The following is a 20709-nucleotide window of genomic DNA, read 5'->3' on the forward strand; positions in this document are numbered from 1 at the left end:
CCCACCCACCCCGAACCGGCTACAACGACCGGCCCTTACACGGGCCGAGACCGCAACCCCTCCAACAAGATGTCCAGCAACCGCGCGCTCGCGGCAGCCTGCTGCGCCGCATCCGGCAGAGAGGGCGCCGCCGTGGCGATCACGAGCAGCACATCCCCCACGGACACATCCGCCCGCAGCTCACCCGCGGCCCGGGCCCGCTCCACCAACTGCCCGACCACCTCGAGCAACGCCCCGACCCCGCTGTCCTCGGCAGCCCCGGCGGTCTCACCGGGCACCAGCCGAAGCTCACCGGTCCCCGGCTGCATGCGCTGCTGCGGCACCCGGGCCTCCTCGACGGCGCGCCCCGAGGCACTCCCCTCCGCCGAACCGGCGGAGCCGACGAGGACCTGCGGCGGCAGCAACCGCCCCGCCCCGGACGCCACGGACGTCCGCAGGAACCGGGACAGCGCCGACCACGGCTCGTCCTCCTGCCCGAGCGCGGCCCGCGCCTGCTCGGTCAGCCGCGCCGTCTCTTCCTCGGCTATCCGCCTGACCAGTACGTCCTTGCTGGGAAAGCGCCGGTACACGGTGCCGACACCCACCCGCGCGCGCCGCGCCACGTCCTCCATCGGCGCGCCGTACCCCAGCTCGCCGAAGACCTCGCGCGCCGCACGCAGCACGTGCTCCAGATTGCGCTGCGCATCCACCCGAAGCGGTGCCGTACGCGCCCCGTCCGGGCGCCCGTTGCCCATCGCCGCGTTCACCGCCCCGCCACCGGGTGCGATGGCGGCTGCAGATGACCAATGCGTGTCCTGAACATGCATGTGTTCCCCCGGTTAATGACGTCTCCCCCCGGAGACTCTCCCCGTCACTGAATCCGGCGTGCATGGAACTGACCATGGTCTCGACCGGGTCCGCCCGTCGCGGCACCCGTTCGACCACAATCCCTACACCCCGTCGACACACGAACATAGTTGAGAGGAAGTCAATTCAGAAGGGGCAGGTTCCGCACAGTGCGCCCCTCGATCGGAGTACGGGTCTCGTACGTCCCGTTTCCGCCCCTTCCCTCCCTCTTCCCCGCACCCGCTGACCTGCCCCCTTTCGTCCCGCTCCGGCACGGTGCCCGGCCCGGCGCATACCCGGCCGCCGGTCACACAAATTGCCGGGGCTGTGGACAAACAACTGCGCCGGGTGCGTCATGGGATGGTGAAGGAACGTGCGCGCATTCTGGTTGTCGGCGGCGGCTACGTCGGGATGTACACGGCCCTGCGTCTGCAGCGGAAGCTGAAGACCGAGCTCAGGCGGGGTGACGTCGACATCACCGTCGTCACTCCCGACCCCTACATGACGTACCAGCCGTTCCTCCCCGAAGCAGCCGCGGGTTCGATTTCTCCTCGCCATGTCGTCGTACCCCTGCGCCGCGTCCTGGACCAGTGCCATGTGGTCATCGGCGAGGTCACCTCCATCGACCACGCGGTGCGCACCGCCGCCGTCACCACGCTCGCCACCGCCGAGGAGGGAAAACCGGCCGAACTCCTCGGCTACGACGAACTCGTGCTGGCCCCCGGCTCCATCTCCCGCACGCTGCCCATCCCCGGCCTCGCCGAGTACGGCATCGGCTTCAAGACCGTCGAAGAGGCCATCGGCCTGCGCAACCACGTCATCGAGCAGATGGACATCGCCTCCTCCACCCGCGACCCCGCGATCCGCGACGCCGCCCTCACCTTCGTCTTCGTGGGCGGCGGCTACGCGGGCGTGGAAGCGCTCGCCGAACTGGAGGACATGGCCCGCTACACCGCGCGCTACTACCACAACGTCCGCCCCGAGGACATGAAGTGGATCCTCGTGGAGGCCTCCGACCGCATCCTGCCCGAGGTCGGCGAGGAGATGGGCCGCTACACGGTCACCCAGCTGCGCCGCCGCAACATCCAGGTGCTGCTCGAAACCCGCCTGGACTCCTGCGCGGACCGCGTAGCCGTGCTCAGCGACGGCCAGCGCTTCCCGACCCGTACGGTCGTATGGACCGCCGGCGTCAAGCCCAGCCCCCTGCTCGCCGCCACCGACCTGCCGCTCACCGAGCGCGGCCGGCTGAAATGCACCGCCCAGCTGACCGTCGACGGCACGGAACACGCCTGGGGGGCCGGAGACGCGGCGGCCGTACCCGACGTCACCGCGGCCGAGCCCGGCACCGAGACCGCGCCCAACGCCCAGCACGCCGTCCGCCAGGCCCGTACGCTCGGCGACAACATCGCGCACGCACTGCGCGGCGAGCCTCTGGAGACGTACGCCCACAAGTACGTCGGCTCCGTCGCCTCCCTCGGGCTGCACAAGGGCGTCGCCCAGGTCTACGGCCGCAAACTGAAGGGCTACCCTGCCTGGTTCATGCACCGCGTCTACCACCTCAGCAGGGTGCCCACCGTCAACCGAAAGGCCCGGGTCCTGGCGGAATGGACCCTCGCCGGACTCTTCAAACGGGAGATCGTCTCGCTCGGTTCACTCGAACATCCGCGAGCGGAGTTCGAACTCGCTGCCGGTGGAAAGCCTCCTCACAGTCCCTCGGACGACCCGAAGGGGTCGTCCTGACCGGATCCAGGAACTCCCCGGCCCGCCCAGGCGTCTGACGGATGTCGCCGCGGCCCGCCCCCTGCCAGACTGCCCCACGTCCTCGGACGGGCCGCCCGCCCGCCCACAGCACCCACGAGGCTTCTTCCCAAGTGAACTTCACGCGCTGGAGCGCCCGGCTCCCCGGAACGCAGCGCCGCGCCGCCGCGCGGACCGAGACCCCGGTCTCCCCGGACCGGCGGGGGGAAGGCTCCGTGCCCGCGGCCCGCGCCGAACAGCCCGCCGGTGACACACCTCCCGTACCCGCCGTCGACGAACTGCCCGCGCGCGACGTCCTGGACCGCGTCCCGGCCCTGGTCGCCCTGGTCCACGGCCCGGACCACCGCATCGCGTACGTCAATGACGCGTACGTGGCGGCCTTCGGCGTACGAACGATGGGCACGCCCGCCCGAGAGGCGCTCCCGGAGCTCGTCGAACTGGGCCTGCTCCCGCTCCTCGACCAGGTGCTGCGCAGCGGAAAACCCCGCACCCTGAAGTCCCGCAAGGCCGTCGACGGCCGCTCCTACACCTTCACCTGCACCCCGGTCGCGCAGCACGGCGACCGCGACGGCGGCGACGGTTCCGTCCTCGTGTTCGCCACCGACGTCACCGACCACGCCGAGGCCGCCGAACGGCTCCGCGCCAGCGAGCGCCGCCAGCGCGAGACGGCGGTCACCCTTCAGCGCTCCCTCCTCCCACAGGAGCTGGAGCAGCCCGACGACCTGCGCATCGCCGCCACGTACCACCCCGGCGGCACCGAGGCCGCGGTCGGCGGCGACTGGTACGACGTGATCACCCTCGGCGGCGGCCGCACGGCCCTGGTGATCGGTGACGTCATGGGACGCGGGGTGCGCGCGGCGGCCGTCATGGGCCAGCTCCGCACGGCGGTCCGCGCCTACGCCCGCCTGGACCTGCCCCCGCACGAGGTGCTCCAGCTCCTCGACGGCCTGGCCACCGAGATCGACGCCAACCAGATCGCCACCTGCGTCTACGCCGTCCACGATCCCAACGAGGGCCGGCTGGTGTACGCGTCGGCGGGCCACCTGCCGATCCTGGTCCGCGACGAGAGCGGCACGGTCTCCCGCGCCGACGAGCCCACCGGCCCGCCGCTCGGCACCGGCGGCTGGATGCACGCCTCCGGCTCCATCGCCCTCGGTCCCGGCGCCACGGCCGTCCTCTACACGGACGGCCTGGTCGAACGCCGCGACGAGGACCTCGACGAGGGCATCGCGTCCCTCGAAGCCGCCCTCGCCGGCGCCACGGGCACCCCGCAAGTCGTCTGCGACCGCCTGGTCCGCTCGGCCGGCGTCACCGCCGACCACGACGACGACGTCGCCGTCCTCGTCCTCCAGCACCCGTCCCGTACGGGCCCCGACGGCGACCTCTTCCGCAACGCGGCCCTGGAACTCCTCGGCGGCGTCGAGGCGGCCCCTCGCGCGCGTGCGTTCGCCTCCGGCGTGCTGACGAGCTGGCGCTTCCCGGCCGAGCTGCACGATCTCGGGGTGCTCGCCGCGAGTGAGCTGGTCGCCAACTCCCTCCAGCACGGCACCCCGCCCATGCGTCTCCGGCTCCGCCGCACCGACCGCCGCCTGATCATCGAGGTGACGGACGGCGACGACCACCTTCCTCGCCGCCGCCGCGCCGAACCCGGCGACGAGTCCGGCCGCGGAATCGCCATCGTGGCGACGATCGCCTCCACCTGGGGTTGCCGCAGAACGCCTGGCGGCGGCAAGGCGGTGTGGTGCGAGTTCGTACTGCCGAAGGGATAGCGCCGTAGCCGCGGGCAGTCGCGCCTGGGGCGGCAGATCACCCGGCAGCGGCAGCGGTACGACCTGCGTAGCCACGGGCAGTCGTGCCGCTGGGGCGGCACGGGTGGGCGCAGCGGCACCTCTCAGCGGGCAGCGCCCCAACCTGCCCCGCACAAGCGCCGGGCGCCCTACGCCTCCGCGGCCACCGGCTCCGCAGGCGCCCCACCCCGGGTAACCACCCGACTTCCGCGCGCCAGCCACGGCCGGTCCTGGACGGGGGTGAGCCCCCTTCCCAGGCGCAGCGCCAGCACCGTGATCCCCAGCGAGAACAGCAGGAAGGTCACGATGTACGGCGCGTGCAGCGAAGCACCCAGGGGACCGCCCACCGCCGGCCCGACAGCCAATGCCAGCTGCTTGACCAGCGCGAACGCCGAGTTGTACTGCCCGGCCATCCCCTCGGGAGCCAAGTCGGCCACCAGCGGGGCGACCGTCGGCGACAGCATCGCCTCACCCAGCCCGAACAGCGCGTACGTCGAGACGAACGCGGCAGTCGCCATCTCCTGGCTGCCGTGCCCCAGCCCCGCGTACCCGGCGGTCAGCCAGGCCACGGCCCAGATCAGACCGACAGCGGCGATGACCCGGGACCGCCGGCGCCGCTCCACGAACTTCAGCACGGCGAACTGGGCGACCACGATCATCAGCGTGTTCGCGGCCAGGGCCGTCCCCAGCGCGGAGGTGGATATTCCGGCAGCCTCGACGCCATACGCGCTCAGCCCGGACTCGAACTGGCCGTAGCAGGCGAAGAACAGCACGAAGCCCAGCACACACAGCTGCACCATCGCCCGGTTCCCGAGCAGCTGCTTCCAGCTGCCCTTCGCCGACTCGGCCGGGGCGTCCTCGATCCGCGGCGAGTGCGGCATCCGCACGGTCGCCATCACCACGACCAGCAGCAGGAACATCGCCGCCTCGATGGCGAACAGCAGCGTGAACGACGACACGCGCGTGACGTCGACGAGGTGACCGCCGATGAGGCCACCTATACCGAGCCCCAGGTTCTGCAGGAAGAACTGCATCGCGAAAGCCCGAGACCGCGTGTCGGCCGTCGAACAGTCCACGATCATCGTCGCCAGCGCCGGCTGCATCACGGCCTGCCCGGCACCCAGCGCCGCGGCCGACAGCAGTACGGCGGCGGCGTTGCCCGCGAGACCCAGGCTCAGCGCGCCGAGCGCGGCGGTGACCAGGGCGGCGAGCAGGACCGGCAGTGGGCCGCGCCGCACGATCGCCCTGCCGGCGAACGGCAGCACGATCAGCGCGGCCACGGCGAAGACGGCGAGCACGAGTCCCGCGGTCATGGCTCCCAGACCCCGCACCTGCGCCACATAGACGTACAGGTAGGGGACGGTGAAGCCGAGCCCGAACGCGCTGAGTGCGTTGCCCACGTGGATCCGGCGCATCGCTGCGCCCATCGCCCTGGTCACGTTCACCTCTCTCACTAGTTAAGTCTGAAGACTTCAAAGCTAAAGTTCGAAGCTAAAGACTACACAGAGAAGGACTTCAATGCAAAGGCCCTGCGTGCGATACTGCGACCATGGCCGACACAGCCCCCGGCGTCACAGAGCCGACGCTCGAAGAGCAGATCGCCGCCTACCAGCGCGAGTTCCGGGACCTGGACCCCCAGGTCGAGAAGATCGTGTCGGCGCTCTCCCGGCTCAACCGCCGCATGAACGTCGCCTACGGCCGCCAGACCTCCGCCCTGGGGATCAGCAACGCCGAGTGGGAGGTCCTCAAGGCGCTGGTCCTCTCCGGCGCCCCCTACCGCTTGGGCCCAAGCGACCTCGCCAAGCGCCTCGGCCTCACCCCGGCCGCGATGACCCACCGGATCGACCGCATGGTCGCCGAGGGACTCGTCACCCGTGAGCGCGACGAGTCCAACCGCGTCCGGGTGATCGTCGAGCTGACCCCCGAGGGCCGCGAGAAGTGGCTGGAGGCGATGCGCCTGGCGACCGTCTTCGAGGAGGACCTGCTCCAGGACCTCACCCCTGCGGAGCGCGCGGTGCTCGGCGAGGTTCTGACCAGGCTCCTGCGCAGGGTGGAGGACGCCCAGCCGGACGCCGGCGGACGCCTCAGCGACCTCGACTGAGACACCCCGGAAAAAGATCTTGACGAAGAGGGTTGACGCCCCCTTGTCGGATCCGTAAAGTTCTTCGGGTTGCCGCAGAGCCGTAACGGTTCTCCGGTAGCACCTCAGCCGCTTCGAGCGGCACCCCTCACACCAACAGCATGATCTCCCGTCCGGGTTGATTTCGGCGTGCCCGAATTCAATTCGAATGGAAGTCCGGTGGCCCGATTGGGAATCGCCGAACGGATCCGCTAAGGTTTGAGACGTCGGAACGGCCCAACGGCCGGGAAGACAAGCCCCCTGACTGGGAGTCAGACACCGAAAGGATCTGATAGAGTCGGAACCGCCGGAAAGGGAAACGCGGAGCGAAAGCGAAGCGGGAACCTGGAAAGCACCGAGGAAATCGGATCGAGAAAAGATCTGATAGAGTCGGAAACACCGAAGGGAAGCCCGGAGGAAAGCCCGAGAGGGTGAGTACAAAGGAAGCGACCGTTCCTTGAGAACTCAACAGCGTGCCAAAAATCAACGCCAGATATGTTGATACCCCGTCTCCGGTCGTCATGACTGGGGCGAGGTTCCTTTGAAAAACACAGCGAGGACGCTGTGTGCGAGGGGATTATTCCTCCTCTCGCACCGCTCTCGTGGTGTTCATCCCGATTACGGGAAAACATTCACGGAGAGTTTGATCCTGGCTCAGGACGAACGCTGGCGGCGTGCTTAACACATGCAAGTCGAACGATGAAGCCCTTCGGGGTGGATTAGTGGCGAACGGGTGAGTAACACGTGGGCAATCTGCCCTTCACTCTGGGACAAGCCCTGGAAACGGGGTCTAATACCGGATACGAGGTTCGCAGGCATCTGTGAACTTGGAAAGCTCCGGCGGTGAAGGATGAGCCCGCGGCCTATCAGCTTGTTGGTGAGGTAATGGCTCACCAAGGCGACGACGGGTAGCCGGCCTGAGAGGGCGACCGGCCACACTGGGACTGAGACACGGCCCAGACTCCTACGGGAGGCAGCAGTGGGGAATATTGCACAATGGGCGAAAGCCTGATGCAGCGACGCCGCGTGAGGGATGACGGCCTTCGGGTTGTAAACCTCTTTCAGCAGGGAAGAAGCGAGAGTGACGGTACCTGCAGAAGAAGCGCCGGCTAACTACGTGCCAGCAGCCGCGGTAATACGTAGGGCGCAAGCGTTGTCCGGAATTATTGGGCGTAAAGAGCTCGTAGGCGGCTTGTCACGTCGATTGTGAAAGCCCGAGGCTTAACCTCGGGTCTGCAGTCGATACGGGCTAGCTAGAGTGTGGTAGGGGAGATCGGAATTCCTGGTGTAGCGGTGAAATGCGCAGATATCAGGAGGAACACCGGTGGCGAAGGCGGATCTCTGGGCCATTACTGACGCTGAGGAGCGAAAGCGTGGGGAGCGAACAGGATTAGATACCCTGGTAGTCCACGCCGTAAACGGTGGGAACTAGGTGTTGGCGACATTCCACGTCGTCGGTGCCGCAGCTAACGCATTAAGTTCCCCGCCTGGGGAGTACGGCCGCAAGGCTAAAACTCAAAGGAATTGACGGGGGCCCGCACAAGCGGCGGAGCATGTGGCTTAATTCGACGCAACGCGAAGAACCTTACCAAGGCTTGACATACACCGGAAAGCATTAGAGATAGTGCCCCCCTTGTGGTCGGTGTACAGGTGGTGCATGGCTGTCGTCAGCTCGTGTCGTGAGATGTTGGGTTAAGTCCCGCAACGAGCGCAACCCTTGTTCTGTGTTGCCAGCATGCCCTTCGGGGTGATGGGGACTCACAGGAGACCGCCGGGGTCAACTCGGAGGAAGGTGGGGACGACGTCAAGTCATCATGCCCCTTATGTCTTGGGCTGCACACGTGCTACAATGGCCGGTACAAAGAGCTGCGATACCGTGAGGTGGAGCGAATCTCAAAAAGCCGGTCTCAGTTCGGATTGGGGTCTGCAACTCGACCCCATGAAGTCGGAGTCGCTAGTAATCGCAGATCAGCATTGCTGCGGTGAATACGTTCCCGGGCCTTGTACACACCGCCCGTCACGTCACGAAAGTTGGTAACACCCGAAGCCGGTGGCCCAACCCCTTGTGGGAGGGAGCTGTCGAAGGTGGGACTAGCGATTGGGACGAAGTCGTAACAAGGTAGCCGTACCGGAAGGTGCGGCTGGATCACCTCCTTTCTAAGGAGCACTTCTTACCGGGCTTGCCCGGTCAGAGGCCAGTACATCGGCGCACGTCCGATGCTGGTTGCTCATGGGTGGAACGTTGATTATTCGGCACGGTCCAGGACGGACCAGGCGCTAGTACTGCTCTTCGGGGCGTGGAACGCTGATCTGGTCGGCTGGTCGTGCCGGGCACGCTGTTGGGTGTCTGAGGGAACGAATTTTCCTCAGTCGCCGGCCCCAGTGAACTCGAGCCTGTTGGTTCGGGGTGATGGGTGGCTGGTCGTTGTTTGAGAACTGCACAGTGGACGCGAGCATCTGTGGCCAAGTTTTTAAGGGCGCACGGTGGATGCCTTGGCACCAGGAACCGATGAAGGACGTGGGAGGCCACGATAGTCCCCGGGGAGTCGTCAACCAGGCTTTGATCCGGGGGTTTCCGAATGGGGAAACCCGGCAGTCGTCATGGGCTGTCACCCGCTGCTGAACACATAGGCAGTGTGGAGGGAACGAGGGGAAGTGAAACATCTCAGTACCCTCAGGAAGAGAAAACAACCGTGATTCCGGGAGTAGTGGCGAGCGAAACCGGATGAGGCCAAACCTACGACGTGTGAGACCCGGCAGGGGTTGCGTCGTGGGGGTTGTGGGATCTCTCTTCTGCGGTCTGCCGGCCGTGGGACGAGTCAGAAACCGTTGATGTAGGCGAAGGACATGCGAAAGGTCCGGCGTAGAGGGTAAGACCCCCGTAGTCGAAACGTCAGCGGCTCGTTTGAGAGACACCCAAGTAGCACGGGGCCCGAGAAATCCCGTGTGAATCTGGCGGGACCACCCGCTAAGCCTAAATATTCCCTGGTGACCGATAGCGGATAGTACCGTGAGGGAATGGTGAAAAGTACCCCGGGAGGGGAGTGAAATAGTACCTGAAACCGTGTGCCTACAAGCCGTGGGAGCGTCGGATGCAGCTTGCTGCATCTCGTGACTGCGTGCCTTTTGAAGAATGAGCCTGCGAGTTTGCGGTGTGTTGCGAGGTTAACCCGGGTGGGGAAGCCGTAGCGAAAGCGAGTCCGAATAGGGCGCTGTAGTAGCACGCTCAAGACCCGAAGCGGAGTGATCTAGCCATGGGCAGGTTGAAGCGGAGGTAAGACTTCGTGGAGGACCGAACCCACCAGGGTTGAAAACCTGGGGGATGACCTGTGGTTAGGGGTGAAAGGCCAATCAAACTCCGTGATAGCTGGTTCTCCCCGAAATGCATTTAGGTGCAGCGTCGTGTGTTTCTTGCCGGAGGTAGAGCACTGGATAGGCGATGGGCCCTACCGGGTTACTGACCTTAGCCAAACTCCGAATGCCGGTAAGTGAGAGCGCGGCAGTGAGACTGTGGGGGATAAGCTCCATGGTCGAGAGGGAAACAGCCCAGAGCATCGACTAAGGCCCCTAAGCGTACGCTAAGTGGGAAAGGATGTGGAGTCGCACAGACAACCAGGAGGTTGGCTTAGAAGCAGCCACCCTTGAAAGAGTGCGTAATAGCTCACTGGTCTAGTGATTCCGCGCCGACAATGTAGCGGGGCTCAAGCGTACCGCCGAAGTCGTGTCATTCGTATATAAGCCCCAACGGGTGTACGGATGGGTAGGGGAGCGTCGTCTGCCGGGTGAAGCGGCACTGGAAGGTAGTCGTGGACGGTTGACGAGTGAGAATGCAGGCATGAGTAGCGATTCACACGTGAGAAACGTGTGCGCCGATTGACTAAGGGTTCCTGGGTCAAGCTGATCTGCCCAGGGTAAGTCGGGACCTAAGGCGAGGCCGACAGGCGTAGTCGATGGATAACCGGTTGATATTCCGGTACCCGCTGTGAAGCGTCAAACATCGAATCCAGTGATGCTGAGGCCGTGAAGCCGTTCCGGACCCTTCGGGGAATGGAAAGTGGTGGAGCCGCCGGACCAATCTGGTAGTAGGTGAGTGATGGGGTGACGCAGGAAGGTAGTCCATCCCGGGCGGTGGTTGTCCCGGGGTAAGGGTGTAGGACGCAGGGTAGGCAAATCCGCCTTGCACATAGTCTGAGACCTGATGCCGAGCCGATTGTGGTGAAGTGGATGATCCTATGCTGTCGAGAAAAGCCTCTAGCGAGTTTCATGGCGGCCCGTACCCTAAACCGACTCAGGTGGTCAGGTAGAGAATACCGAGGCGTTCGGGTGAACTATGGTTAAGGAACTCGGCAAAATGCCCCCGTAACTTCGGGAGAAGGGGGGCCATTCCTGGTGATCCAATTTACTTGGTGAGCTGGGGGTGGCCGCAGAGACCAGCGAGAAGCGACTGTTTACTAAAAACACAGGTCCGTGCGAAGCCGTAAGGCGATGTATACGGACTGACGCCTGCCCGGTGCTGGAACGTTAAGGGGACCGGTTAGCTCACTTTCGGGTGGGCGAAGCTGAGAACTTAAGCGCCAGTAAACGGCGGTGGTAACTATAACCATCCTAAGGTAGCGAAATTCCTTGTCGGGTAAGTTCCGACCTGCACGAATGGCGTAACGACTTCTCGACTGTCTCAACCATAGGCCCGGTGAAATTGCACTACGAGTAAAGATGCTCGTTTCGCGCAGCAGGACGGAAAGACCCCGGGACCTTTACTACAGTTTGATATTGGTGTTCGGTTCGGCTTGTGTAGGATAGCTGGGAGACTGTGAAGCTCGCACGCCAGTGTGGGTGGAGTCGTCGTTGAAATACCAGTCTGGTCGTGCTGGATGTCTAACCTGGGTCCGTGATCCGGATCAGGGACAGTGTCTGATGGGTAGTTTAACTGGGGCGGTTGCCTCCTAAAGGGTAACGGAGGCGCCCAAAGGTTCCCTCAGCCTGGTTGGCAATCAGGTGTTGAGTGTAAGTGCACAAGGGAGCTTGACTGTGAGACCGACGGGTCGAGCAGGGACGAAAGTCGGGACTAGTGATCCGGCGGTGGCTTGTGGAAGCGCCGTCGCTCAACGGATAAAAGGTACCCCGGGGATAACAGGCTGATCTTCCCCAAGAGTCCATATCGACGGGATGGTTTGGCACCTCGATGTCGGCTCGTCGCATCCTGGGGCTGGAGTCGGTCCCAAGGGTTGGGCTGTTCGCCCATTAAAGCGGTACGCGAGCTGGGTTTAGAACGTCGTGAGACAGTTCGGTCCCTATCCGCTGTGCGCGTAGGAGTCTTGAGAAGGGCTGTCCCTAGTACGAGAGGACCGGGACGGACGAACCTCTGGTGTGCCAGTTGTTCTGCCAAGGGCATGGCTGGTTGGCTACGTTCGGGAGGGATAACCGCTGAAAGCATCTAAGCGGGAAGCCTGCTTCGAGATGAGGACTCCCACCCACTTGATGGGGTAAGGCTCCCAGTAGACGACTGGGTTGATAGGCCGGATCTGGAAGCCAGGTAACTGGTGGAGGTGACCGGTACTAATAGGCCGAGGGCTTGTCCTCAGTTGCTCGCGTCCACTGTGTTGGTTCTGAAACCACGAACAGCCCCGCCAGAAATGGTGGTGCGGCGTTCACAGTTTCATAGTGTTTCGGTGGTCATAGCGTGAGGGAAACGCCCGGTTACATTCCGAACCCGGAAGCTAAGCCTCACAGCGCCGATGGTACTGCAGGGGGGACCCTGTGGGAGAGTAGGACGCCGCCGAACAATTCTTGAGAAAGGCCCACGCCGGATGGCGTGGGCCTTTCTGCGTTTCAGAAGGTAACGTCCGCTGTTTTGATGATTCCGCCTCGGCGGCCGGGTGCGCGCTGGCCACTCCAGTAGAGGTTGGTGTGGGCGATGACCTGTTCCGGGGCCGGCGCGCCGTATTCGGTGAGGTCCTCCGTCGTATGGGCGTCGGCGACCAGCGTCGCGTCGTAGCCGCGCACGAGGGCGCTGTGCAGGGTCGAGCGGACACAGAAGTCGGACTGGGCACCGGTGACGAGGAGATGGCCCACCCCGCGCTCCGCCAGGACGGACTCCAGGACGGTGTCGTCGAAGGAGTCCCGATAGCTCTTGGCGACGAGGGGCTCGGTATCGAGTCGCTTCAGTTCGGGGACGTACTCCCAGCTCTCGGTGCCCGGCACCAGTTCCTCGTCCTGGTGCTGCACCCAGATCACCGGTACCTCCGCCGCGCGGGCCTTGTCGATGAGCTGGACGATGTGGGCGATGACGTCCGCGCGGTTCGGCGAGCTGGGCGCCATCACGCCGTTCTGGACGTCGATGACGAGCACGGCGGTGTGCGGTCGTTCGGTCAGCGTTGTCATGGCGTCCACAATATGAGCTGCCTCTGACAACGGACGGCACTACGGTGGCCCTCATGACCACCTTGACCAGCGGTGACTACGTCATCCGCGCCATACGACCGGACGACTGGCCCCGAGTGAAGCAGCTGCGGCTGGACGCGCTGCGGGACCCGGTCGCGCACCTCGCCTTCCTGGAGACGTACGAGGAGGCCGCGGCCCGCGCGGACGCCTTCTGGCAGGACCGGGCGGTCGGATCGGGTGAGGGGTCCACGACGGCCCGGCAGCTCATCGCCGAGGCGCCCGACGGGACCTGGGCCGGCTCGGTGACCGTACTGATCGAGGAGGCCGGCACGAAGGACTGGGCCGGGTATCCCGTCGAGCGCCGGCAGGGGCATGTGGTCGGGGTGTTCGTCCGGCCCGCGCACCGCGGGAACGGGCTGATCAAGGTCCTGTTCGACGCCGGTGTGGCGTGGGCTCGGGAGCGGGGTGCACAGCGGGTACGGCTGCTGGTGCACGAGGACAACGAGCGGGCCCAGGGGGCGTACCGCAAGGCGGGATTCGTGCCGAGCGGGGTGGTCGTGCCGTTCTTCAAGGAGGCCGCGCAGAACGAGCTGGAGTTCGTGCTGGACTGGCCGTCCTAGACCGGCAGTTCCTGGTGCGGCCAGCGGGAGCGGGCCTGTTCGCGGGAGCGGAGCAGGGCGAGGGTCGGCAGACCCTGGTCGGCTCCGGCGGCGAGCAGGTCCGGGAGCTGGGGGAGCGGGGCCACGGCCGCGATGTCGTCCAGGATCAGGGTGAGTGGTGGGTCGAGCCGACCGGAGGATGACCGTTCGGCCATGCGCCGGCCGCGCTCGACCACGCTCGAGACGAGGGCCGTCAGCAGCGGCATCGCGCCCGGGTTGCTCCTGGGGTCCTCGATGGATTCACCGACCACATAAAGCGTGCCCCCTTCCTGGACGAAGGAATCCAGTGACAGGGCATCTGTTCGGTTCGGTGTGCAGGCCTCGCGGATGTTGACCGTGGACAGGGCCGCGAGGGCCCGGCTGGTCAACTCCTGGGCGATGTCCCGGCGTTCCGGGTGTGCGGTGAGCGCGGCCTCGAGTTCGCCGGCGGCGCCGGGGGCGGCCTTGGGGTGGGTACGGAGGGTGCGTACGGCGTCCTGGACCTGGGTGCCCTGGGACCAGCGGTGGACGTGGCGGATGGTGCGGTTCTCCAGGGCGGCGGCGTGGAGGTAGCTCCGCAGGAGCGTTATCGCCGTGTCGGTCATGGTTTGGTCGATCTTGGCCGTGGGTTGCACCGGGGTGAGGAGGGCGGTGGCTCTCTGCAGTGCCGTTTGTTTGTCCTCGCAGCCGGTGGTGGGGGACCAGTGGAGGCGGGCCGGGGTGTCGCAGAGGTGGGTGGGGTCGTAGAGGAGGGTGGGGCCGAGTTTGGCTCTGGCGTCCTTCGTCTCCGACCAGACGGTGGCGTTCGAAGTGACGATGAGGGCGGGGCCTTCCGCGTCGCGGATTGCCTGGGTTGCGCTTGTCCGGCGGCTTTCCCTGGGTGCTACGACGACTTTGTCCCACCGGCTCACCGGTTCACCGTCGGCCGGGAAGTGGTCGGCAGGGGCGCTGGGGGATGCCGTCTCCTGGAGAGGTACCGTCGGTGCGGGCACCGGCTCCGTCCGCCGTTCCGGCACCGGTACCTCATGGCGCTGGACCGGCACCTCGTACCGCTGCTCCGGCACCTCATACGGGCGCGCCGCTGCGGGCCTCGCCTTGTGGGCCCGTGCTCGTGCCCGCCCGACCCGCCACCGGGCCACCACCCCCATCACGAACACGGTGAGGACGATCAGCACCATCAGCTGGCCGATGAACAGGCCCCAGAACAGGCCCCAGCCGGACAGCTGGGACGCGGGGGTGCCGGGCCAGGCGCCGGTGATGTCGTGGGGTGCGGCGATCAGGTGGCGGAGGGCCAGGGGGGTGTTGGTGAAGGTGACACCGTGGGGCCAGGCGCCGTTGGTGAAGAGGGCCGCGAGGCCCGTCGCCGTCCACACCAGCAGGGTCATGCCGAGGATGAACGCGAGTATGCCGATCAGGAGGCCGTCGGGGAGGCCGCCCTGGCCCTCCCGGCGGCCTCCACGGCGGTCGTCCCGGCGTTCGTCCGGTCTCACCCGTCACTCCTCACCCGTCACTCCCCCTAAGCCACTGTCGACTCGGAGTCGCCCAGATGCTGCTCCACGAAGGCCGCCGCCCGCTGCTCGGCCTCCAGCTCGGCGGCGTGCAGGGCGTCGTCGGCCGCGAGGTCGCTGGAGGACTCGGTCATCGCGCGGTCGGTGAAGACCAGGGGGCGTTCCGTCTCCGTGACCAGGTGCTTGACCACCTGGACATTGCCGTTGACGTCCCATACGGCGATGCCGGGCGTCAGTGTCGGGATGATTTCCACGGCCCAGCGCGGCAAACCCAGCACCCGGCCGGTGGCTCGGGCCTCGTCCGCCTTCTGGGCGTAGATCGTCCTGGTCGAGGCCATCTTCAGGATCGCCGCCGCCTCCTTGGCGGCCGCCCCGTCGACCACGTCGGACAGGTGGTGGACCACCGCGACGAACGAAAGACCCAGTCGGCGGCCGAACTTCAGCAGGCGCTGGAACAGCTGGGCCACGAACGGGCTGTTGATGATGTGCCAGGCCTCCTCGACCAGGAAGATGCGCTTCTTGCGGTCGGGGCGGATCCAGGTGTGCTCCAGCCACACGCCGACGATCGCCATGAGGATGGGCATGGCGATGGAGTTGCGGTCGATGTGGGACAGGTCGAAGACGATCAGGGGGGCGTCCAGGTCGATGCCCACGGTCGTCGGGCCGTCGAACATGCCGCGCAGGTCACCGTCGACCAGGCGGTCCAGCACCAGGGCCACGTCCAGACCCCAGGCGCGTACGTCGTCTATGGCGACGTTCATCGCCTCGGCGGACTCCGGCTCCGGGTGCCGTAGCTGCTCGACGATGTCGGAGAGGACCGGCTGGCGGTCGAGGATGGACTCGTTGACGAAGGCGTGGGCGACCTTGAGGGCGAAGCCGGAGCGTTCGTCCAGGCCGTGGCCCATCGCGACCTCGATGATCGTCCGGAGCAGCGCGAGCTGACCGGTGGTGGTGATCGCCGGGTCCAGGGGGTTCAGGCGGATGCCGTGGTCCAGGGCCGCCATCGGGTCGAGCCGGATGGGGGTTATCCCCAGCGCCTCGGCGATGAGGTTCCATTCGCCGACCCCGTCCTCGCCCTGGGCGTCCAGGACGACGACCTGGCGGTCCTTGAAGCGCAGCTGGCGCAGGACGTACGTCTTCTCGAGGGCCGACTTGCCGTTGCCGGACTCGCCGAGGACGAGCCAGTGCGGGGCCGGGAGCTGCTGGCCGTAGAGCTGGAAGGGGTCGTAGATGTAGCCCTTGCCGGAGTACACCTCGCGGCCGATGATGACGCCGGAGTCGCCGAGGCCGGGCGCGGCCGTGGGCAGATAGACCGCCTGGGCCTGGCCCGTGGAGGTGCGCACCGGTGACCGGGTCGTCTCGACCTTCCCGAAGAGGAAGGAGGTGAAGGCGTCGGTGAGGACGGACAGCGGATCCCGCATCGGTGAATCAGCCCCTACCTTCGGATGCCGGTGGCGAAGGGAAGTGTGTTCACGAAGGCGCGGTGGTGCTCTCGGTCGCACCACTCCAGCTTGAGGTACGACTTGCCGGCGGAGGCCCTTATCGTGCGCTTGTCGCGGGCGAGGGCGTCCGGGTTGCGGGAGGAGACGGTGATGTAGCCGACGAGGTTGACGCCGGCCGCGCCGCTGGCGAGGTCCTCGCCGCGCTGGTCGAGGCGGTTGTGGGCGGCGATGTCCCGGGGGTCGACGGTCCGGTTCATCTTGGCGGCGCGGGAGGCCTCGGCCTCGTCGTTGGTCTTCTCGGTCAGCATGCGTTCGATGGCTACCTCGGTGGGCTCGAGATCCATCGTCACTGCGACCGTTCGGATGACGTCCGGGGTGTGGACGAGGAGCGGGGCGAGGAAGTTGACGCCGACGGGGGTCATCGGCCATTCCTTCACCCAGGCGGTGGCATGGCACCAGGGTGCGCGGGTGGCCGACTCCCGGGTCTTGGCCTGGAGGTAGGTGGGCTCCATGGCGTCGAGCTCGGCCGGCCAGGCGTTGCGCTTGGTCATCGCCTGGATGTGGTCGATGGGGTGGTCGGGGTCGTACATGGAGTGGATGAGGGAGGCCAGCCGCCCCTGACCGAGCGGCTGGCGTACCCGGATGTCGGCCTCCTGGAGCCGCGAGCAGATGTCGGTGAGCTCGCGGGCCATGACCACCGCCAGACCCGCGTCCCGGTCGACCTTGCTGCCGTGGGCGCGGACGGCGCGGGCCATGGCGTGTGCCTCGGCGGCCAGTTCGCGGTTGTAGGTCATGCAGGCGACGAGATAGGCGCGGTGCTGCTCGCTGCTGGTGGACACCATGGACTGCAGCTGGTCGTAGGACCGCTGGAGCCAGTCGGGGGAGCGGCCGTCGCCGCGCAGGGTGACGTCCTTGGCGTGCGCGTCGGGGTCGGCGGGCAGGGTGCGGGCGAGCATCTGCAGCCGCGTCACGAAGCCGTCGCCGTTGGCGACATGCTTGAGCAGGGTGCCGAACCGGTCGACCAGGGCCTCCTGGTCCTCGGAGTCGCGCAGGCCGACGCCGGGACCTTCGATCTCGATGGCGGCGGTGACGGTCTTGCGGTCGGCGTGCAGCAGTACGGCGATCTCGTCCGGGCCGAAGGGTGCGGCGAGCCAGGTGATGCGGCCGATGCCGGGCGGCGGGCCGATCTCGACCTCCCGCCCGTCGAGCCTCGTCCCGGCCTCCATGACGCCGGACCGGTAGACGGCGTGGCCGCCCTTGATGGCCCGCTTGTAGCTGCGGTTGATCTCGAACCACTTGTAGAAGGTGCGGCGCTTGTACGGCACGTAGACCGCGGCGAGCGCGAGCAGCGGGAAGCCCATCAGCAGCACGATCCGCAGGGACAGGACGGGGACGAGGAGGCCGCACATCATGCCGAGGAACGCGCCCGTGATGATCAGCGCGATCTCGCCGGACTCGCGGTTCCGGCCGATGATCGCGTTCGGCCGGGCGCGGCCGATGAGATACGTACGGCGGGGCGTGACCGGATGGGACAGGTGGGACTCGGTCGTCAACGCCCTTCACCTCCCGTGCGGTTGATGTTGCGGGTGTTGCTGGCGTGCGGGGTGTTGGCCGGGCTGGGCGCGCGGGGCGCGGGTGTGGCGGAGGGGACGGCTCCGCCGCCCCCGGCGGGGGTACGGCTGCTGTGGGCGGCGACGCCGCCGGAGGCGGGGTTGGCGGGGCGGGGCGCGCTGCTGCCCTGTCCGCCTGCGCCGCCGTTGCTGTCGGCGCGGGAGCTGTGGGTCTTGATGCCCTGGGCGACGAGGGTGGCGGGGGAGCTGATGACGGCGGCGGCCTTGCTCTCGGCGCCCTGCATGATGCGGTTGTTGCGGCCGTTGGCGATGTCGTCGCCGAAGCCGGGGACGAAGCGGTAGATCATCGCGCTGGCGAAGATGGCGAGCAGGATGATGGCGAGGCCGGAGACGACCGCGGAGAAGGCGTCGGGGCCCTTGCCGGAGGAGAGCGCGCCGGCGAGGCCGAGCACGATCACGATCACGGGTTTGACGAGTATGACGGCGATCATGATCCCCGCCCAGCGCCGGACGTGCCCCCACAGGTTCTTGTCGACGAGTCCGGCGTAGACGACGGTGCCGAGGAGGGCCCCGACGTAGAGGAGCGCGGCGCGGATGACCAGCTCCAGCCAGAGGACGCCGGCGGCGATGATGCTGACCAGGGAGACGACGATCAGCATGATCGGGCCGCCGCCGATGTCGGTGCCCTTGCCGAGGGCGCCGGAGAACGTGCCGAAGAACGTGTCGGCCTGGTCGCCGGTGGCCTTGGCGAGGACGTCGCTTACGCCGTCGGTCGCCGATACGACGGTGTACAGGATCAGGGGGGTGAAGGCGGAGGCGAGCACGGTCAGCCACAGGAAGCCGACGGCCTCGGAGATGGCGGTGGTCAGCGGCACGCCCCGCACGGCCCGCTTGGCCACGGCCAGCAGCCACAGCAGGAGGGTGAGGATGGTCGAGGCGGCGAAGACGACGGCGTACTGCTGCAGGAACCTGGGGTTGGTGAAGTCGACGTTCGCGGTCTCCTTCACGGCCTTGCTGAGCTTGCCGATGGTCCAGGACGCGGCCTCGGCACAGCCTTTGGCCAGGGAGGAGAGGGGGTCGAGGGTGGAGTTGTCCGGGACGTTGGCACCGCCGGGTCCGCTGGAGGTGTTGCCGCGTTCGCAGTACTTCTTGGCCTCGCCGGAGATGACGTCGCAGTTGTACTTCTTCGAGGGGGACGGCGTCGGGGTGGGCGAGGGCGCGGCGAAGGCGCGCGTGGCCAGCAGTACGGCCGTGGTCTGTACGGCTGTCACGGCTCCGGCGAGCTTGAGCGCACGTCGCGGGCTACCGGGCATACGTGAACCCTCCGTACTCTTCGATGGCCTTGCTGATCTCGTCGGCGGTGGCGGCCTTGTCGTCGCCGGGGACCGGCGCGGGGCCGTCCTTCTGCGTGTCCGAGGCGATCTTCCAGTCGCCGTCGGTCCACTGCAGGTCGAAGGTCCAGGTCTTCCAGGAAGAGGTGACCGGGTCGGTCGAGGCGGTGCCGGCCATGCCGATGAGCCCCATGTACCAGACCGCCACCTTGGCGCCGTTCTCCGTGTACTGCTGCACCGTCGAGCCGACCGGGACGACCCGGGAGACGAACGTACTGCCCGTCGGCGGGTTGCCCGCCGCGTCGAGGCCCATCTTGGCGAGGAAGCCGGTCGAGTAGGCCTGGTCCATCGGGCCCTGGAGACGGGCCGCGGCCTGGGAGGTGTAGAGGAGCTGCAGGAGCTGGTCGCGGCTGTCCTTCTTGAACATGCCTGTCGAGCCCAGCGCCACGGCGTAGTTCGAGGCCGCGGACTGTGCTCCTTGCTCCGTGTGGGCGAATCCCGTCGGTACCCCGGCGGACTTGGTGTCCACGGGCCGCGTTCCGCTGGCCGCGGTGGACGAGGCCGCCGGCTTGTCGTTCTTCGTGGTCGAACCACCCCCCGAAGAGTCACCCCCCCTGTTGGCAAACGCGATCGCGGCGATGAGGAGGATCACCACGCCGACCACCGTGACCAGGCTGCGGGAGGAGGAGCGGCGGGGGGTGCGGCGGGGGGCGCCGCCGTAGGGGTCGTTCTCGGGGAGGCGGGTGCGGGTGTGGCCCGTGTCGCCGTAGTCGCTGTAGGGCTGTTCGTCTCCGGGGTTCATGGCGTGCGCGCTCCCTCACCCTCGTAGGCACCCTCGTAGGCATACGACGGTAGCCGTGCTGGTTCCCGCGCGGGCGCGGTGTGGTGACTCGACATCAGGGAGACGCAACCTCAGCCGGGGAGAAAGACGGGTCAGACCGCCATGCCGTACACGATTGTGAACAGAGTGCCGAGGGAGCCGATGATGAAGACCCCGGTCAGGCCGGCGATGATGAGGCCCTTGCCCTGTTCCGCGCTGAAGGTGTCGCGCAGGGCCGTGGCGCCGATGCGCTGTTTGGCCGCGCCCCAGACCGCGATGCCCATGCACAGCAGGATGGCCACGGCCATGACGACCTCGATCATCACCTTGGCCTCGTTGCCCAGGCTGCCGAAGGGGCCCCAGTCCGGAGCGATCCCGCCGATGATGGTGTTGATGTTTCCCTTGTCGGCCGCAAAGAGCATGTAAGTCACCGCCCCTGGTGGGTAGTTCCGTCGGCCCTCTGCGGTGTGCAGAGGTCAGGCCTCATTGTCGCCGACAACGTGGCCAACGTATGTCGACTTGACGTCAT

13 protein-coding genes and 3 rRNA genes are annotated in these 20709 nt (G+C 66.8%); 7 read left to right on the plus strand and 9 right to left on the minus strand.

The window, feature by feature from the left end:
- Positions 1 to 35 precede the first annotated feature (35 nt).
- Positions 36 to 806 carry a TetR/AcrR family transcriptional regulator gene (locus BFF78_RS22540; protein WP_069780041.1) on the minus strand — a complete coding sequence of 257 codons (771 nt, stop codon included), beginning with the start codon at positions 804 to 806 and terminating at the stop codon, positions 36 to 38.
- 379 nt (positions 807 to 1185) lie between these two features.
- Between BFF78_RS22540 and BFF78_RS22545 the strand changes: the two genes are divergently transcribed.
- Both BFF78_RS22545 and BFF78_RS22550 read left to right on the plus strand, forming a co-directional pair.
- Complete coding sequence (locus BFF78_RS22545; RefSeq protein ID WP_069780042.1) at positions 1186 to 2565, plus strand: NAD(P)/FAD-dependent oxidoreductase; 1380 nt, start codon at positions 1186 to 1188, stop codon at positions 2563 to 2565.
- A 131-nt stretch (positions 2566 to 2696) separates the two neighbouring features.
- The gene (locus BFF78_RS22550; protein ID WP_069780043.1) at positions 2697 to 4352 is read left to right on the plus strand and encodes an ATP-binding SpoIIE family protein phosphatase; all 1656 of its coding nucleotides are present in this window, start codon (positions 2697 to 2699) and stop codon (positions 4350 to 4352) included.
- 167 nt (positions 4353 to 4519) lie between these two features.
- Here BFF78_RS22550 and BFF78_RS22555 read toward each other — a convergent pair whose 3' ends face one another.
- A complete protein-coding gene (locus BFF78_RS22555) occupies positions 4520 to 5797 on the minus strand; it encodes an MFS transporter (RefSeq protein ID WP_193433675.1) in 1278 nt (425 codons plus the stop codon).
- Positions 5798 to 5919: 122 nt separating this feature from the next.
- Here BFF78_RS22555 and BFF78_RS22560 point away from each other — a divergent pair, with 122 nt between their 5' ends.
- From BFF78_RS22560 to rrf, 4 genes are all read left to right on the plus strand, one after another.
- Positions 5920 to 6471, plus strand: coding sequence for a MarR family winged helix-turn-helix transcriptional regulator (locus BFF78_RS22560; protein WP_069780045.1), 552 nt, complete (start codon positions 5920 to 5922; stop codon positions 6469 to 6471).
- 649 nt (positions 6472 to 7120) lie between these two features.
- Positions 7121 to 8646: ribosomal RNA gene (locus BFF78_RS22570) — 16S ribosomal RNA — on the plus strand.
- A gap of 304 nt (positions 8647 to 8950) precedes the next feature.
- Positions 8951 to 12069, plus strand: a 23S ribosomal RNA gene (locus tag BFF78_RS22575).
- A gap of 85 nt (positions 12070 to 12154) precedes the next feature.
- Positions 12155 to 12271 (plus strand): 5S ribosomal RNA (rrf, locus tag BFF78_RS22580).
- The 16S, 23S and 5S rRNA genes sit together here, the layout of an rRNA operon.
- Before the next feature lie 47 nt (positions 12272 to 12318).
- Here the strand turns inward: rrf and BFF78_RS22585 are convergent.
- On the minus strand, positions 12319 to 12870 hold the full coding sequence (locus BFF78_RS22585; protein WP_069780046.1) for a cysteine hydrolase family protein: 552 nt from the start codon (positions 12868 to 12870) through the stop codon (positions 12319 to 12321).
- A gap of 53 nt (positions 12871 to 12923) precedes the next feature.
- Between BFF78_RS22585 and BFF78_RS22590 the strand changes: the two genes are divergently transcribed.
- Positions 12924 to 13490 carry a GNAT family N-acetyltransferase gene (locus BFF78_RS22590; protein WP_079161429.1) on the plus strand — a complete coding sequence of 189 codons (567 nt, stop codon included), beginning with the start codon at positions 12924 to 12926 and terminating at the stop codon, positions 13488 to 13490.
- On the opposite strand, the gene BFF78_RS22595 is transcribed toward BFF78_RS22590, so the two are convergent.
- The 6 genes from BFF78_RS22595 to BFF78_RS22620 all read right to left on the minus strand — a co-directional run bounded on the left by BFF78_RS22595 (position 13487) and on the right by BFF78_RS22620 (position 20602).
- On the minus strand, positions 13487 to 14998 hold the full coding sequence (locus BFF78_RS22595; protein ID WP_069780047.1) for a type IV secretory system conjugative DNA transfer family protein: 1512 nt from the start codon (positions 14996 to 14998) through the stop codon (positions 13487 to 13489). The genes BFF78_RS22590 and BFF78_RS22595 overlap by 4 nt on opposite strands.
- 26 nt (positions 14999 to 15024) lie before the next feature.
- Positions 15025 to 16437, minus strand: coding sequence for an ATP-binding protein (locus tag BFF78_RS22600; protein ID WP_069780048.1), 1413 nt, complete (start codon positions 16435 to 16437; stop codon positions 15025 to 15027).
- Between the two features lie 14 nt (positions 16438 to 16451).
- On the minus strand, positions 16452 to 18011 hold the full coding sequence (locus BFF78_RS22605) for an SCO6880 family protein (RefSeq protein ID WP_069780049.1): 1560 nt from the start codon (positions 18009 to 18011) through the stop codon (positions 16452 to 16454).
- The gene (locus BFF78_RS22610; RefSeq protein ID WP_069780050.1) at positions 18008 to 19342 is read right to left on the minus strand and encodes a hypothetical protein; all 1335 of its coding nucleotides are present in this window, start codon (positions 19340 to 19342) and stop codon (positions 18008 to 18010) included. The genes BFF78_RS22605 and BFF78_RS22610 overlap by 4 nt, the downstream gene beginning before the upstream one ends.
- The gene (locus tag BFF78_RS22615; RefSeq protein ID WP_069780051.1) at positions 19332 to 20162 is read right to left on the minus strand and encodes a DUF8175 domain-containg protein; all 831 of its coding nucleotides are present in this window, start codon (positions 20160 to 20162) and stop codon (positions 19332 to 19334) included. Before BFF78_RS22615 ends, BFF78_RS22610 begins: the two co-directional genes overlap by 11 nt.
- Before the next feature lie 131 nt (positions 20163 to 20293).
- The gene (locus tag BFF78_RS22620; protein WP_069780052.1) at positions 20294 to 20602 is read right to left on the minus strand and encodes a hypothetical protein; all 309 of its coding nucleotides are present in this window, start codon (positions 20600 to 20602) and stop codon (positions 20294 to 20296) included.
- Between the last annotated feature and the right edge of the window lie 107 nt (positions 20603 to 20709).

This window comes from Streptomyces fodineus (assembly GCF_001735805.1).
Taxonomy (GTDB): domain Bacteria; phylum Actinomycetota; class Actinomycetes; order Streptomycetales; family Streptomycetaceae; genus Streptomyces; species Streptomyces fodineus.

Coding starts and splice junctions, on each gene's coding strand:
- BFF78_RS22585 (WP_069780046.1), bottom strand. CDS start 12,870: ATGACAACGCTGACCGAACGACCGCACACCGCCGTGCTCGTCATCGAC.
- BFF78_RS22610 (WP_069780050.1), bottom strand. CDS start 19,342: ATGCCCGGTAGCCCGCGACGTGCGCTCAAGCTCGCCGGAGCCGTGACA.
- BFF78_RS22590 (WP_079161429.1), top strand. CDS start 12,924: ATGACCACCTTGACCAGCGGTGACTACGTCATCCGCGCCATACGACCG.
- BFF78_RS22540 (WP_069780041.1), bottom strand. CDS start 806: ATGCATGTTCAGGACACGCATTGGTCATCTGCAGCCGCCATCGCACCC.
- BFF78_RS22545 (WP_069780042.1), top strand. CDS start 1,186: ATGGTGAAGGAACGTGCGCGCATTCTGGTTGTCGGCGGCGGCTACGTC.
- BFF78_RS22620 (WP_069780052.1), bottom strand. CDS start 20,602: ATGCTCTTTGCGGCCGACAAGGGAAACATCAACACCATCATCGGCGGG.
- BFF78_RS22555 (WP_193433675.1), bottom strand. CDS start 5,797: ATGGGCGCAGCGATGCGCCGGATCCACGTGGGCAACGCACTCAGCGCG.
- BFF78_RS22560 (WP_069780045.1), top strand. CDS start 5,920: ATGGCCGACACAGCCCCCGGCGTCACAGAGCCGACGCTCGAAGAGCAG.
- BFF78_RS22600 (WP_069780048.1), bottom strand. CDS start 16,437: ATGCGGGATCCGCTGTCCGTCCTCACCGACGCCTTCACCTCCTTCCTC.
- BFF78_RS22615 (WP_069780051.1), bottom strand. CDS start 20,162: ATGAACCCCGGAGACGAACAGCCCTACAGCGACTACGGCGACACGGGC.